The organism is Clostridium sp. OM02-18AC (assembly GCF_003481825.1).
Lineage (GTDB): Bacteria > Bacillota > Clostridia > Lachnospirales > Lachnospiraceae > Brotaphodocola.
In genome coordinates, this window is record NZ_QULW01000015.1 from 24,022 (window position 1) to 39,111 (window position 15,090).

Consider the following 15,090-nt stretch of genomic DNA (forward strand, 5'->3'; position numbering starts at 1 on the left):
GGTGGCGGGCAGTATGGTAGCTCTTACAGCTGTGCTTTCTGCCTGCGGCGCAAAAACAAAAAATACAAAAAGCAGCAGTATTCTGGATCCGGACAATCCGGTTTCCCTGACTGTCTGGCATTATTACAATGGAGCACAGCAGGCGGCGTTTGATGAGCTGGTTTCTGAGTTTAACGGAACGACAGGAAAGGATCTTGGCATTTATGTCGAGGGATATAGCCAGGGCTCAATTTCAGATCTGGAAAAGGCGGTATCGGATGCGGTGAACGGAACTGTGGGCGCAGAGCCGCTTCCGGATATTTTTTCTACCTATGCGGATACAGCATATGCTGTTCAGCAAAAAGACATGCTAATCTTCGCTTTGTGTGTGAGTCGGCTTATCTTCCGGTCCGCAAGGAAGCGAATTCCATGGATGCGTTGGATGAGGTGGTAAAACAGCAGGGACTCCAAGGGAGGATGCGGTGGCACCTTACGTGACAGAAGAAGCATTTGAAAGCTGGTATGACGATTTTTGCGCACAGCTTCAGAAAAAATCAAGCTTGGGTACTGGGCGGAGCCGTTTATCCTCGAAGACCATAAAATGGATGACCACCGCATGATTACCTATTCGCTGCCTCTGATCCATAATGGTGTGGTATATGGGATCCTTGGCACGGAGGTTTCGACCAGTTATCTCATCAACTCCTATTTTGATGTTCGTGAGCGGAACCGGGACCAGAACATTCTTACATGAGCTGGCACAGCAGTTTACTTCCCTGACAAAAAATGATTTGGAATTGCGTTTCCATGCCGGAGCATATTTTGGAACCCGCACGGATGCTACGGATCTTTTGTTAAAACGTGTAAAACGGGCTGCTGCGCAGGCTGAGCTTCAGGATACGCTTCTGTGGTTCTGGACAGAAGCGGCATGTGATACCGGAAAAGAAAAGAAACTGGGGCGGATTGTATCGGCTGGCTATGTAGAACAGATGGGACTTGCATCACTTGCGCTCAATCTTTTTGACCGGAGCAGCTCGCTTGCTGCCGCACTGGATCTGCTGGCACTGCGCCTGGAACGTCATTTTGGATTAAGCAATCTGTTTTTGACGACTTTTCATGCGGATTTTCAGGTGAACAGTCTGGATTATCAGTGGAAGAAACTTGCAGAGGAAGAAGAAACACAGATTGACCGCAGTGCCATCAAACAGCAGGGAACGGGTCTGGGACTGACCATCAGCAACCAGCTGGTACGAATGATGGGAAGCAGTATTGCATTGGAGAGTGAAATTGGAAAAGGAAGTACTTTCAGCTTTCGGATAGTTTTGGAACTCGCCAGCCCGGAAGAAAAACAAGAAGAAAAAGCAGCCATCTCACTGGAACATTATGCAGGAATGCGCATCCTTGTGGCGGAGGATAATGAACTCAACATGGAAATTATACGCTGCATTTTGGAAGATCTGGGATTTCAGGTGGATGAAGCAGAAAATGGAAAAACTGAAGGAGACGTTACAGCGGATTCTTGGGTGACAGAAAACAGGTGCAATGCGGAAAACAAAGATATCAAAACATAAGGATGTAGAAAATACAAGGGCATAGAAAATACAAGGAAATAGAAGACAACTATGATACAGGAACTAAACGTACAGGGTATCAATCAGACAATCCGGATTCTGGTCATCCGATCCGCACGTAAGAGCCTTGGGCTGGAGGTGCGTGACCAGAATACGGTTTTTGCCCGGATACCTGCCCGTCTTTTAGATCGGGAACTGAAACAGTTTGTGGAGGCGCACCGGGAATGGATTCTGGAAAAAACAAAACTCACGGCACAGCGGGAAGAAAACAGGAAGAAGACGCCGGCTCCTCCGCTGGAATCTCTGTCAAAAACAGACCGGATGAAAATTCAGCTGAAAATCGGAAAACGGGTGCGGCACTACTGCGAGGTTATGGGAGTGACAGTAGGCCGGGTTACCGTTAAAAATCAGAAAACGCGCTGGGGCAGCTGCAGTGCCAAAGGCAACGTGAATTTTAACTATCAGCTCGCATTTATGCCGGAAGAGTTACTGGATTACGTGGTGATCCATGAACTGGCACACCGGAGGCATATGGACCACTCCAGGGAATTCTGGGCGGAAGTGGAAAAGTACTGCCCGGATTACAAAAAACGAAGAGAAGAACTAAAGAATTATTGCATAGAAGGATAGACATATCCCATTGCGGGCATGTATGCATAAACAGCAACAAAAAGTACAGGAGTTATAAAATATGGATTATTTATTTGCGCCGATGGAGGGAATTACCGGTTATGTGTTCCGGAATGCCCATCACCGGCACTTTCATGGGATCAGACAATATTATACCCCGTTTCTCTCTCCGAATCAGACGAGAAAACTGACACCACGGGAACTGAACGATGTGCTTCCTGCGCATAATGAAGGGGTACCGGTTATTCCGCAGATTCTGACCAATAAGGCAGACGACTTTTTATGGGCAGCCGGACGTTTGCAGGAATTTGGCTACCGCGAGGTGAATCTGAATCTAGGATGTCCTTCCGGGACTGTTGTGGCAAAAAAACGCGGTTCCGGATTTTTGGAATATCCCATGGAACTGGACGAATTTTTATACCAGATTTGCGAGGGCATGGCGAAAATGGGAATGGAGCTGTCGATCAAGACACGGATCGGAAAAAATACTCCGGACGAGTGGGAGGAACTGCTTGCCATCTACAACCGGTATTCCCTGAAAAATCTGATCATTCATCCGCGGGTACAGAAAGATTATTATAAGAATCATCCACATAGGGAAGTATTTGAGATGGCGCTGAAAAAAAGCAAAAACCAGGTATTTTATAATGGAGACCTGTTTGATTGCGCAGAAATTAAAACATTTCAGGAACGTTATCCGACGGTCTCTGGCATCATGCTCGGGAGGGGATTATTAACAAATCCGGCGCTGGCGGAAGATGCAATGCAGATCTGCAATCAGAAAGAAACAGGAAGTATGGCAGAAAACGGAGAGACTGCTCTTACCATAGAGCGGATTCGGGCATTTCACGAGGATGTATTGGAAGGTTACCGGAAGGCAATACCTGGAGATAAAAATGTTCTTTTTAAGATGAAAGAATTGTGGACCTATCTGGGAGAAGCATTTGCGGACAGCGCAAAACCTGTGAAAAAAATCCGCAAAGCCCAGCGTATGGAAGAATACAAAAGTGCAGTGGAGAATCTTTTATCGGGGAATTCGCTTTGCGATATGCCGAAATTTCCGGGATGGAATCCGTGATTATGGAATTTACTGATCTGGAAAGCGAAAAATCCGGAAAATTTGGGAAATCCGGTTGCCGGACACGTGCACATGGCGCAAAGGCAGATGGTTGCAGAAATGGATCATTACAGGAATGGAGGATGGGAAATGGCAGTCAATGTTGTTGCGGTGGACAATGCGCCGGATCTTCTGGAAAAGATGGAGCGTATTTTTCAAAATATGGAGGATGTCAATCTGCTTGGCACCTTTGAAGAAGCGGTGGCTGTGGTAGAGTTTGTGAAAGAAAACCCGGTGGATATGGTATTTACGGATATTGTGATGCCGGATATCAGCGGGATCAGTCTGGCATCGGAACTTCAAAAATTAAAAAATACTCCGGCAGTGGTGCTGATGTCCAGCATTCCGGGCTTTTCTCTGGAAGCATGGAAAATCCGGGCATTTGGCTTTATCGAAAAGCCTTATACAACCCATGATGTCGCGAAGATGGTAGAACGCTTCCAGAAAGAAAATGTTCGTTGACGCAATTTTTAAGCCGCATTATAATAAAAGCAATCGAAAACAGGAGGAGACAGACAATGCGAGATATTTCTATTTCAGATTCTATTTTATATGTCGGAGCCGATGACAAAACACTGGATATTTTTGAGAGCCAGTATCCGATCCCAAACGGAGTCAGCTACAACTCTTATGTGATCATGGACGAAAAAGTAACCGTTATGGATACCGTAGATAAGCGCGCTACTGATGTGTGGTTCGCAAACCTTGCCGCAGTGCTGGGTGACCGGAAACCGGCTTATCTGGTGGTATCCCACATGGAGCCGGATCATGCCGCAAATATCAAAAACTTTGCAGACCGTTATCCGGAAGCAAAAATCGTAGGGAATGCAAAAACCTTTGCCATGATGGACCAGTTCTTTGAGATGGATCTGACAGACCGCAAGGTTGTGGTAAAAGAGGGAGAAATCTTAAGCCTTGGTGCACATACCCTGCAGTTTTTCATGGCGCCGATGGTGCACTGGCCGGAGGTTATGGTAACGTATGAGCAGAGTGAAAAAATCCTGTTCTCTGCAGATGGCTTTGGAAAGTTTGGTGCACTGGATACCGAAGAAGAATGGGCAGAAGAGGCAGCACGCTATTTTCTGAATATTGTAGGCAAATATGGCGTGCAGGTTCAGGGACTGTTAAAGAAAGCATCCGGTCTGGATATTCAGATGATCTGTCCGCTGCATGGTCCGATCTTAAAAGAAAATCTTGGATATTACATTGAGAAATACCAGACCTGGAGCACTTACCAGCCGGAAAAACATGGCGTTATGGTTGCCTATGCTTCCATTCATGGCAACACGGCACAGGCAGCACAGGAAATGGCAGAACTGCTTCGTGCAAACGGGGAAGAAGTGGAAGTCTTTGATCTGTCCCGCACCGATGTTTCCCTGGCTGTGCGCAAGGCCTTTTACTACGACCGTCTTGTACTGGCAGCAGCAACCTACGACGGAGGCGTATTCCCGTGCATGGAAGAGTTCCTGCTTCACTTAAAATCCAAAAACTTCCAGAAACGTACTGTCGGACTCATCGAAAACGGTTCCTGGGCACCATTGGCAGCAAAGATCATGCGCGGCATCTTAGAACCGATGAAAGACATCCACGTTCTGGAGCAGGTGGTAACCATCAAATCTGCGGTGCATGAAGACACCAGAGAAGCAATGAAAGCGATGGCAGATGCGCTGAAATAGAGAAACGGTTAAGCTCCAAAAAAGAATCTTCTATGGTGAGGGGAATGAAAGCATTTCCCTAAGCAGTATCAGTGGTATGAAATTGGAAATGAAATCCAGAAAAAGTAAAGAATGAAAATTGAGGAAAACAGCCTGTGATTTGAAAAAATCGCAGGCTGTTTTTGCAAGGGATCGATCATATGCAGAAGTACTTGACAATACTGCAATATGTGGTAATATAAACATATGAATAGTTGTTCATTTAATGAAAAAAACGGAGGAATGCTATGACCGAGGCGGAGAAAATTCAGATCGAGCAGGAAGTGGAAGAGGGCTCCTGCGAATTCATGCATGTCCATGAGGAAATCGTAAAAAAAGTAGAAGGTGTTATGCCAGACGAGCAGCAGCTTCTGGATCTGTCGGAATTCTTCAAAGTGTTTGGGGATTCCACCCGGATCAAGATTTTGTATGTTCTCAGTCAGTCGGAAATGTGTGTCTGTGACATTGCAACACTTTTGCAGATGGGGCAGTCGGCAATTTCCCATCAGCTGCGCGTATTAAAGCAGATGCGTCTGGTATCGTTCCGACGCGATGGAAAAACCGTATTTTATAAACTGGCAGATGCCCATATCCAGGCAATCCTGGCTCAGGGTATGGAACATATCAGCGAGTAGAGCGGCTTTGGAAAAGGGATAATTCAAAAACACGGCAGCGAAAAGAAGAAAAAGAAAACAATAATAAAAGAAAAAATAAAAAGGAGATTTTATCATGAAGAAGATCATCAAATTAGAAGGTTTATGCTGTGCAAACTGTGCTGCAAAAATTGAGGAAGGTGTCAAAAAATTAGATGGTGTGAACAGCGCCAGCTTAAGCTTTATGACCCAGCGTCTCATTATGGAAGTAGAAGATGGAAAAGAAGACGAGCTGGTGGAAGCAGCAAGAGCTGTAGCTGCTAAGGTCGAGCCGGAGGCAGAGTTTAAAGTGCTTCGTTAATGGAAAGGAACTTGTATGACAAAAAAACAGAAAAAAATGGTGATCCGCCTTGTGACCAGTGCTATTTTCTTTGTGATTGCTATGAGTGTGGAGAAAAAGGTTTCCTGGGCCTGGATCCTGTTTGTACTATCGTATCTTGCCGCAGGCTATGACATTCCGCTGCGTGCCTGCAGAAACTTAAAAAATGGTCAGGTGTTCGATGAGAATTTCCTAATGACAGTTGCGACCTTTGGTGCTTTTGCGATTGGTTCTCTCGAAGAGGCGGTTGCAGTTATGCTGTTTTACCAGGTTGGCGAACTCTTCAACGATTATGCGGTAAACAAATCCAGAAAATCCATCACCGATCTGATGGATATCAATCCAGAGTATGCCAATCTGTTAAGAGACGGAGCAGAAGAGCAGGTCGATCCTTACGAGGTAGAAATTGGTGACACCATCATCATCCGTCCGGGGGAAAAGGTACCGCTTGATGGCATTGTCCTGGAAGGAACATCCACACTGGATACCAAGGCGCTGACTGGAGAGTCCATGCCGGCAGAGGTGGAAGCAGGACAGAATATTGTGAGTGGTTCGATCAACTTAACCGGTGTTTTGAAAGTACAGACGACAAAACTGTTCGATGATTCAACCGTAGCAAAGATTCTGGAACTGGTGGAGAATGCAAGCTCCAGAAAGGCAAAGGCAGAGGCATTTATTACCCGTTTTGCCCGTGTATACACACCGGCTGTTGTAATTTTAGCAGCTCTCCTGGCTGTAGTTCCGCCGCTCGTTCTTGACGGTAGCTGGAGTACCTGGGTTTACCGTGCCTGCAGTTTCCTGGTTGTTTCCTGCCCATGTGCACTGGTGATTTCCGTTCCGTTAAGCTTTTTTGGCGGTCTTGGCGCATCATCCAGACAGGGCATTCTTATGAAGGGAAGCAACTATCTGGAGGCGATGGGCAGCCTGGATACAGCAGTCTTTGATAAGACAGGTACCCTGACAACCGGCCGATTCGAAGTGACTGACGTTGCGCCGGTGCATGGCAGCAGGGAAGAACTTCTGGAACTGGCAGCACTTGGGGAGTATCATTCCAACCACCCGATTGCCCTGTCAGTTAAGAATGCTTATGGAAAAGAGGTTGATGCCAGCCGGATTGGTGGTGTGGAAGAAATTTCCGGTCATGGCATTCATGCGCAGATCCAGATCGATGGAGCGTGGAAAGATCTGTACATTGGCAACCAGAAGCTGATGGACGGCCAGAATGTAAAAGTGGATACTCCGGCAGCTGTCCTTGGAACTACGCTTTATCTGGCAGAGAAGAGCACGTATTTAGGCTGTATCGTAATTTCCGACAGTGTGCGCCCGGATGTCCCGGCTATGCTGGCAGGACTGAAAAAGCAGGGTGTGGGCAAACTGGTCATGCTGACTGGTGATAAAGAAGAGGTCGGAAAGAAAGTGGCAGAGTCCATTGGGATTACCCACGTATATGGAAATCTTCTTCCGGGCGATAAAGTGGCAAAGGTGGAGCAGCTTCTGAAAGAAAAACCGGAAGGAAAGACACTGGCCTTTGTGGGAGACGGCATCAACGATGCTCCGGTTCTGGCCCGCGCGGACGTCGGCATTGCCATGGGCGGAATCGGTTCCGATGCAGCAGTAGAGGCAGCAGATGTGGTCATCATGGACGATGAACCGTCCAAGATCGTGGATGCGATCTGCATTGCCAGAAAAACCGTTGGAATCGTAAAGCAGAACATCATTTTTGCGATCGCGGTGAAGATTGCAGTCCTGATTCTGGTAGCGCTTGGTGTTGTTGGCATGTGGGCGGCAGTATTCGGCGATGTTGGTGTTTCTGTGCTGGCGATCCTCAATGCGATCCGGGCACTGGACTATAAAAAATAATGCTGTTTTTGACATGGAAATATGGAAAAGTTATACCTGATAAGCAAATTTGGCATAGCTTGCAGGAACGTTCCTGTGTTGACAAAAAAGAGGGAAGCTGTTATCATCAGTAACATGAAAATCCCTTTGTTGTTGGTGCAATGGGACGTAGCGAGACGAGGGCGTTTCAGAAAAGCCGTGAAAACGGTTTTCTTGACGCCCTCGTTTCTTTGATAGAATCATGTATATCATGGAAGGGAGATTGACATGAGCAGATATACAAAGAAAGACATTATCCGCATGGCGGAGGAAGAGGACGTAGAGTTCATCCGCCTTCAGTTTACAGATATTTTCGGAATGCTGAAAAATGTGGCAATCACGGCAAGTCAGCTGGAAAAAGCATTAAACAACCGCTGTATGTTTGACGGTTCTGCGATTGAGGGGTTTGTGAGAATCGAGGAATCCGATATGTACCTGTATCCGGACCTGGATACCTTTGCAATTTTTCCGTGGAGACCGCAGCAGGGGAAAGTAGCCCGCCTGATGTGCGATGTATACCGCCCAAACGGGGAACCGTTTGAGGGAGATCCGCGCTATGTGCTGAAGAAGGTATTAAAAGAGGCAGCAGACATGGGCTATGAGTTCCATGTAGGACCGGAGTGTGAATTCTTCTTATTCCATACCGATGAGGAGGGAAGACCAACCACCAATACCCATGAAAATGCCGGTTACTTTGATGTGGGACCGATCGATCTGGCAGAGAATGTCCGCCGGGACATTGTTTTGAATCTGGAGGATATGGATATCGAAGTGGAAGCGTCTCACCACGAGATTTCCCCGGCCCAGCATGAGATTGATCTGGAATATACCGAAGGTCTTGCGGCGGCAGACAATATCATGACCTTTAAGATGGCGGTCAAAACCATTGCCAAACGCCATGGACTTCACGCAACCTTTATGCCGAAGCCAAAGGCCGGGGTAAATGGTTCCGGCATGCATATTAACATGTCCCTGGGTGATGTACATGGAAATAATATGTTTGTGGATGAGAGCGACAGCCTTGGTTTAAGTAAAGTAGCTTATCAGTTTATGGCAGGAATCCTGGCTCATATCCGCGAGATTACGCTGCTTACCAATCCGCTTGTCAATTCCTATAAGCGCTTGGTTCCGGGATATGATGCTCCGGTCTGTGTTGCCTGGTCTTCTCTGGCAAACCGCAGTGCCCTGATCCGCATCCCAAGTTCCAAGGGCGACAGCACCCGTATTGAACTGCGCTGCCCGGATTCTGCCGTGAATCCATATCTTGCCCTGGCAGCTTGTCTTGCAGCAGGACTGGATGGAATCAAAAAAGAGATGACCCCGCCGCCGAGTGTAGACCGCAATGTATTTGCGTTGACGGATGAGGAAATCCGTGCACTTGGCATTTCCCAGCTTCCGCAGACACTGGGGGAAGCGATTGAAGCGTTTGAAGGCAGTACGTTTGTAAAAGAACTGCTTGGAGATCATATTTATAACAAATACCTCGAGGCAAAAAACACAGAGTGGAAAAAATTCCGTGCAGAAGTGACAGACTGGGAGGTCCAGGAATATTTGTATAAATTCTGATGATTTTCTGCTGTGGAAAAAAGAAGCTTTTCAAGTCACCTGACAACAACCCCTGGAGGTGAGAATTTTGGCGAATATCATTGTAGCATTTTCTAAGCCGGAAGACGCAAAAAGCATAAAAAACATACTGATGAAAAATGGGTTTCCGGTTATCGCCGTATGTACCTCCGGAGCACAGATTTTGGCGCAGTTAGACGATCTGAACAGTGGAATTATCGTGTGCGGCTACCGTCTGACAGACATGCTGTATTCAGAACTTTATGACTGCATGAGTCCGGAATTCAGTATGCTGATGATCTCATCCCCAAATAAATGGTCATCTGGCACGCCGGAACAAGTGGTGTGTCTGCCGATGCCGCTAAAGGTTCATGACCTGATCGGAACACTGGAGATGATCGTTCAGGCGCAGACGAGACGCAGAAAAAAACTGCGGCAGCAGCCGAAACAGAGAGATGAGAAGGAGCGGGCCATCATCAATCAGGCGAAAGCTCTTCTCATGGAGCGCAACAACATGACAGAAGAGGAAGCGCACCGGTACATACAAAAGTGCAGCATGGACAGTGGAACTAATATGCTGGAGACGGCGCAGATGGTCATCAGTCTGATGTAGGGAGAAGACAACAGCTGCCGCAAATGTCTTACGGATGTCTGCGGTTGGATGCAAATCATGAAAAATTAGATAAATACAGTTGGAGGAGTTTATGAAATTTACAAAAATGCAGGGAATCGGAAACGATTACGTTTATGTGAACTGTTTTGAGGAGCATGTGGAGGATCCGGCGCGCGTGGCAGAACTGGTCAGCGAACGCCATTTTGGCATTGGTTCCGATGGTCTGATCCTCATCTGCCCGTCTGAAGTGGCTGACTGCCGCATGCGGATGTTCAATGAAGATGGAAGCGAGGGCAGCATGTGCGGAAACGGCATCCGCTGCGTCGGAAAATATGCGTATGATCATGGAATCGTAGACAAGCCGCAGATCTCCGTGGAAACCCTTGGCGGCATCAAATATCTGGATATGCAGGTGGAAAACGGAAAAGTCAAAACCGTAAAAGTAGATATGGGGGTTCCCAAACTGACCAGTGAGCTGCCGGAGAAAATCCAGATCGAAGGAAGAATCCTGGAATTTACCGGAATCGATGTGGGAAATCCGCATGCGGTTTATTATGTTGATGATGTGGACTGCATGGATCTGGAGAAAATCGGACCGGCTTACGAGATGCATGAGCGCTTTCCGGACCGGGTGAACAGTGAGTTTATCCGTGTGATCGACCGGACGCATCTGCAGATGCGTGTCTGGGAGCGCGGCAGTGGGGAAACCTGGGCCTGCGGAACCGGGGCAACGGCCAGTGCAGTTGCCAGCATGATGCTGGGACTGGTGGAGAATACCGTGGAGGTCCAGCTGATCGGCGGAAACCTGGAAATCACCTGGGACCGTGAGAGCGGACATGTGTTTATGACCGGACCGGCAGTGGAGGTGTTCTCTGGCGAAATCGATCTGGGACAGTACGAAGAAAAATAAGGACATGCGAAAGCATGAGAAAATTTTCGTTGCGAAGGTGCAAGCGTGCTCAACAGGCGAATTCCACCCTTGACACAGATTCCCAATTATGCTAAATTAGATAACAGCGTAAATGCAAAGAAGAGAAGAAGTATGCGTGACGGACTTTTCAGAGAGCTGCCGGAAGGTGCAAGACAGTAAGAATGTGCGCAGAAACTGGTCTCGGAGCAGCCCGCCGAACCCTTTTCGTTTTGTAATGGTTTTCTATTCATACCGTTGCGTTTTCTATGGAAAGTAGGCCGGGACGGACATCCGCCGTTATCGGATCAAAAGCGCATGCGAAAGCATGAAGCAGAGTGGTACCGCGTAAGGATCAAAAGCGAAAGAATATCCTGCGTCTCTGACACTAAGTTCAGAGGCGCATTTTTTATTGCTTTGATTCCTTAAAAAGCAATCAGGAGGAAGAATCATGGCAAGTTACAACCATAGCGCCATTGAGAAAAAGTGGCGTGAAAACTGGGAGAAAAACCCGATCAATGTCAATGACGGCAAAAAGCCGAAATATTACTGCCTGGATATGTTCCCGTATCCGTCTGGCAGCGGACTTCATGTAGGTCACTGGAGAGGTTACGTTATCTCCGATGTATGGAGCCGTTACCAGATGTTAAAGGGTCATTATGTTATCCATCCGATGGGCTGGGATGCATTTGGTCTTCCGGCAGAGAACTATGCGATCAAGATGGGCGTTCATCCGGCAAAATCTACCGCCGAGAACATCAAGAACATCAAGCGCCAGATCAACGAGATCGCAGCAATCTACGACTGGGATATGGAAGTAAATACTACCGATCCGGAGTTCTACAAATGGACCCAGTGGATCTTTGTACAGATGTTCAAGAAAGGCCTTGCTTACGAGAAAGAGTTCCCGATCAACTGGTGCCCATCCTGTAAGACCGGTCTGGCAAACGAGGAAGTAGTAAACGGCTGCTGCGAGCGTTGTGGTTCCCCGGTTACCAAGAAGAACCTGCGTCAGTGGATGTTAAAGATTACCGCTTATGCGGACCGTCTCTTAAACGATCTGGACAAGCTTGACTGGCCGGAGAAAGTGAAAAAGATGCAGAGCGAGTGGATCGGCAAATCCTACGGTGCTGAGGTTGATTTCCAGGTTGAGGGAAGAGATGAGAAGATCACCGTTTACACCACCCGCCCGGATACCCTGCACGGCGCTACCTTCATGGTACTGGCTCCGGAGCATGCTATGGCAAAGAGCCTGGCTACCGACGAGACCAGAGAGACTGTTGAGAAATACATCTTCGATTCTTCCATGCGTTCCAACGTAGACCGTATGCAGGACAAAGAGAAGACCGGCGTATTCACCGGAAGCTATGCGATCAACCCGTTAAACGGTGCAAAGGTTCCGATCTGGCTGTCCGACTATGTACTGGCAGATTACGGTACCGGCGCGATCATGTGCGTACCGGCTCACGATGACCGTGACTTCGAGTTTGCTAAGAAGTTTAACATCCCGATCATCCAGGTTATCGCAAAAGACGGCAAAGAGATCGAGAACATGACCGAAGCTTATACCGAGGCATCCGGCACCATGATCAACTCCGGCGACTGGAACGGTATGGAGTCTTCCGTACTGAAAAAAGAAGCTCCGGAAATGATCGAGAAGATGGGCTTTGGTAAGAAGACCGTTAACTACAAGCTGCGTGACTGGGTATTCTCCAGACAGCGTTACTGGGGCGAGCCGATCCCGATCGTTCACTGCCCGAAGTGCGGCAACGTAGCGGTTCCAGAGGAGGAGCTTCCGTTACGTCTTCCGGAGGTTGAGAGCTATCAGCCGACCGGTACCGGTGAGTCACCGCTTGCTGCCATCGATGAGTGGGTAAACTGCAAGTGCCCGCAGTGCGGAGGCCCGGCAAAGAGAGAGACCAATACCATGCCGCAGTGGGCTGGTTCTTCCTGGTACTTCCTGCGTTATGTGGACAACCACAACGACAAAGAGCTGGTTTCCAAGGAGAAAGCTGCCAAGTATCTGCCGGTTGATATGTACATCGGCGGCGTAGAGCATGCAGTTCTGCATCTTCTCTACTCCCGTTTCTACACCAAGTTCCTGCACGACATCGGAGTCGTAGATTTCGATGAGCCGTTCAAGAAGCTCTTCAACCAGGGTATGATCAATGGTAAGAATGGTATCAAGATGAGTAAGTCCAAAGGAAATGTGGTTTCCCCGGATGATCTGGTAAGAGATTACGGCTGTGATGCTCTGAGAATGTACGAGCTGTTCGTAGGACCGCCGGAACTGGATGCAGAGTGGGATGACCGCGGCATCGAGGGTGTTTCCCGTTTCTTAAGCCGTTTCTGGAACCTGGTTCAGGACAGCAAGGATAAAGAGGTAGCTGAGACCAAAGAGATGGTTCGTCTGCGTCATAAACTGGTATTCGATATCGAGCAGCGTTTCAACCAGTTCAGCTTAAATACTGTGGTATCCGGTTTCATGGAGTACAACAACAAGCTGATCGAGCTGGCGAAGAAAACCGGCGGTATCGATAAAGAGACCTTAAAGACTTTCACTGTTTTACTTGCTCCGTTTGCACCGCATATTGGCGAGGAAATCTGGCAGGAGCTCGGCGGCACCGACAGCGTATTCCATGCTCAGTGGCCGGAGTGCGATGAGGAAGCCATGAAGGATGATGAAATTTCCATCGGTGTTCAGGTTAACGGTAAGGCAAGAGGCGTTGTGACCATTCCGTCAGACGCTTCCAAAGAGGTTGCCCTTGCAGCAGCAAAAGAGGCTGTTGCAGACAAGATCACCGGAACCATCGTAAAAGAAATTTACGTACCGGGCAAGATCATCAATATCGTTTGCAAATAAGAATTTTGAAAATGACTGTCAGGAGGACCTGGCAGCCATTTTTTTTGCAAGGATATGCAGCATTTCAATCTTCTTTTTTTCGTCGGGAGGCAGATTTGCCGTGATGGTGGAAACCAGAAGCTCCGTCTCTGCGTCGGTGAAAGAAATGTGATTCTTTTTTGCATCTGCCTGAAGGGAGAGCAGGGCTTGGAGCAGCTGTTCTTTTGACTGGGAAGAGATCTGCTTTGCAAGGGTTTCTATGTACTGCAGCTTGAACGGGTCCATATTGGCGAGTCTTGGGTCATTTTTCCATTCACCTGTGTTCATAATACCTCCTTGATGATCTGAAAATTTTCCAGCATCTCGATCATTTCCCGTTCCTTTGGACTGGCATACGGTTTGATGATCTGCAGAAGCTGCATGGGCGTTGCGGGTTTTGGCGTGGAGGGGGAAAGCCCCATGGCGGAAACTTCTTCACCTTCGAAGATGGATTGCGCCCGTTTCACTTCCTGAACTTTTACAAAGAGGGAAAAGATTCGCTGCTGTGCAACTGGAAGATAGGGAATGGCAGCTTTTAACATCTGCAGTTTTGGATCAGCGGTTAAATAATCAAAGTCCGTCATTTTGAACTGATTCTCCATTTTTTCACTCATAGACGAAGTCCCTGTGCTGCTGTTTGCGCTGCGCGAAAACAGCATTGTCCTTGTTTGTTTTGAAACAGTATATGCGACGAAAATTCAGATCATGCTGCAGGATGTGCGCATATCATAAAGTAGAAGAGACACTGTCCTGAACTGGATAAAACAGCCCTGTCCACGTTCGCTGTAGACGGTAGCAGGAAACCTGGTTCAGAACCCCGGAGTGATGAAATGAAGACAAGACTGATCATAGATGGAAATGCAGTATATGAGATTGACGAGGAGTGTGAAGCCTGTCTGCGCAGGCAAAATTCATTTTTGGAAGAACGAAACAAATATCCGGAGCAAAATCCCAAACCGGATCTGAAACAGGGTTCCAGGCGGGATCGAAAACAAAACGAAAATCCAAAGCAGAATGAAAAAGAAAAACAAGACTGAAAAACTGCAAAAAAAATTCCCCCTCGGTCTGTGAGGGGGATTTTTTTATTTCATAGGAAAGTGCGTCCTATGAAACAAAAACGCTCCGCGGGGATGCGCACTCGGCGCAAGGGTGGATGGTTGCTTCGGCAACCGCGCCTCGGCGCGAGAATGTGCCAAGACACATTCTTTCTTGTCCTGTGTCTGCATACCTGTCAGGCATTGCCTGGGACTGGCATACGAAATACTGACCATGAGACACGTTTTGC

The 15,090-nt window shown here is 47.8% G+C and carries 17 protein-coding genes and 1 other annotated feature; of the genes, 15 read left to right on the forward strand and 2 right to left on the reverse strand.

Annotated features, from left to right (window positions below):
• Positions 1-13 precede the first annotated feature (13 nt).
• The 14 genes from DXB18_RS16200 (at position 14) to leuS (ending at position 13,787) form a co-directional block, all read left to right on the forward strand.
• Positions 14-433, forward strand: coding sequence for a hypothetical protein (locus DXB18_RS16200; RefSeq protein ID WP_182430554.1), 420 nt, complete (start codon positions 14-16; stop codon positions 431-433).
• Positions 434-511: 78 nt separating this feature from the next.
• Positions 512-733 carry a hypothetical protein gene (locus tag DXB18_RS16205; RefSeq protein WP_182430555.1) on the forward strand — a complete coding sequence of 74 codons (222 nt, stop codon included), beginning with the start codon at positions 512-514 and terminating at the stop codon, positions 731-733.
• Entirely contained in the window at positions 699-1,550 is an 852-nt protein-coding gene (locus DXB18_RS11100; RefSeq protein WP_207665784.1) for an ATP-binding protein, read from the forward strand. Before DXB18_RS16205 ends, DXB18_RS11100 begins: the two co-directional genes overlap by 35 nt.
• 51 nt (positions 1,551-1,601) lie before the next feature.
• On the forward strand, positions 1,602-2,180 hold the full coding sequence (locus DXB18_RS11105) for a M48 family metallopeptidase (protein ID WP_118707839.1): 579 nt from the start codon (positions 1,602-1,604) through the stop codon (positions 2,178-2,180).
• 61 nt (positions 2,181-2,241) lie between these two features.
• Positions 2,242-3,258, forward strand: coding sequence for a tRNA-dihydrouridine synthase family protein (locus tag DXB18_RS11110; RefSeq protein WP_118707841.1), 1,017 nt, complete (start codon positions 2,242-2,244; stop codon positions 3,256-3,258).
• 129 nt (positions 3,259-3,387) lie between these two features.
• Positions 3,388-3,759, forward strand: coding sequence for a response regulator (locus DXB18_RS11115; protein ID WP_118707843.1), 372 nt, complete (start codon positions 3,388-3,390; stop codon positions 3,757-3,759).
• A 56-nt stretch (positions 3,760-3,815) separates the two neighbouring features.
• Positions 3,816-4,973: an FprA family A-type flavoprotein gene (locus tag DXB18_RS11120; protein WP_118707845.1), complete on the forward strand. Its 1,158-nt coding sequence runs from the start codon at positions 3,816-3,818 to the stop codon at positions 4,971-4,973.
• Between the two features lie 266 nt (positions 4,974-5,239).
• Positions 5,240-5,626 carry a metalloregulator ArsR/SmtB family transcription factor gene (locus DXB18_RS11125; RefSeq protein ID WP_118541015.1) on the forward strand — a complete coding sequence of 129 codons (387 nt, stop codon included), beginning with the start codon at positions 5,240-5,242 and terminating at the stop codon, positions 5,624-5,626.
• A 94-nt stretch (positions 5,627-5,720) separates the two neighbouring features.
• Complete coding sequence (locus DXB18_RS11130) at positions 5,721-5,945, forward strand: cation transporter (protein WP_118533398.1); 225 nt, start codon at positions 5,721-5,723, stop codon at positions 5,943-5,945.
• Between the two features lie 15 nt (positions 5,946-5,960).
• The gene (locus DXB18_RS11135; protein ID WP_118707847.1) at positions 5,961-7,823 is read left to right on the forward strand and encodes a heavy metal translocating P-type ATPase; all 1,863 of its coding nucleotides are present in this window, start codon (positions 5,961-5,963) and stop codon (positions 7,821-7,823) included.
• Between the two features lie 246 nt (positions 7,824-8,069).
• Complete coding sequence (gene glnA, locus DXB18_RS11145) at positions 8,070-9,407, forward strand: type I glutamate--ammonia ligase (protein ID WP_118541011.1); 1,338 nt, start codon at positions 8,070-8,072, stop codon at positions 9,405-9,407.
• Positions 9,408-9,474: 67 nt separating this feature from the next.
• The gene (locus DXB18_RS11150) at positions 9,475-10,017 is read left to right on the forward strand and encodes an ANTAR domain-containing protein (protein ID WP_118707851.1); all 543 of its coding nucleotides are present in this window, start codon (positions 9,475-9,477) and stop codon (positions 10,015-10,017) included.
• Positions 10,018-10,108: 91 nt separating this feature from the next.
• Positions 10,109-10,927 carry a diaminopimelate epimerase gene (gene dapF, locus DXB18_RS11155; RefSeq protein ID WP_118541007.1) on the forward strand — a complete coding sequence of 273 codons (819 nt, stop codon included), beginning with the start codon at positions 10,109-10,111 and terminating at the stop codon, positions 10,925-10,927.
• A 108-nt stretch (positions 10,928-11,035) separates the two neighbouring features.
• Positions 11,036-11,311 (forward strand) — a binding site (T-box leader).
• 64 nt (positions 11,312-11,375) lie between these two features.
• Positions 11,376-13,787, forward strand: a complete 2,412-nt coding sequence (gene leuS / locus DXB18_RS11160; protein ID WP_118541005.1) for a leucine--tRNA ligase — start codon at positions 11,376-11,378, stop codon at positions 13,785-13,787.
• 18 nt (positions 13,788-13,805) lie between these two features.
• Here leuS and DXB18_RS11165 read toward each other — a convergent pair whose 3' ends face one another.
• Together DXB18_RS11165 and DXB18_RS11170 are read right to left on the reverse strand one after the other, a co-directional pair.
• The gene (locus DXB18_RS11165) at positions 13,806-14,093 is read right to left on the reverse strand and encodes a hypothetical protein (protein WP_118541003.1); all 288 of its coding nucleotides are present in this window, start codon (positions 14,091-14,093) and stop codon (positions 13,806-13,808) included.
• A complete protein-coding gene (locus tag DXB18_RS11170) occupies positions 14,090-14,419 on the reverse strand; it encodes a hypothetical protein (RefSeq protein ID WP_118541001.1) in 330 nt (109 codons plus the stop codon). The genes DXB18_RS11165 and DXB18_RS11170 overlap by 4 nt, the downstream gene beginning before the upstream one ends.
• Positions 14,420-14,635: 216 nt before the next feature.
• On the opposite strand from DXB18_RS11170, the gene DXB18_RS11175 reads away from it, so the two are divergent.
• Entirely contained in the window at positions 14,636-14,842 is a 207-nt protein-coding gene (locus DXB18_RS11175; RefSeq protein ID WP_118707853.1) for a hypothetical protein, read from the forward strand.
• Positions 14,843-15,090: the final 248 nt, after the last annotated feature.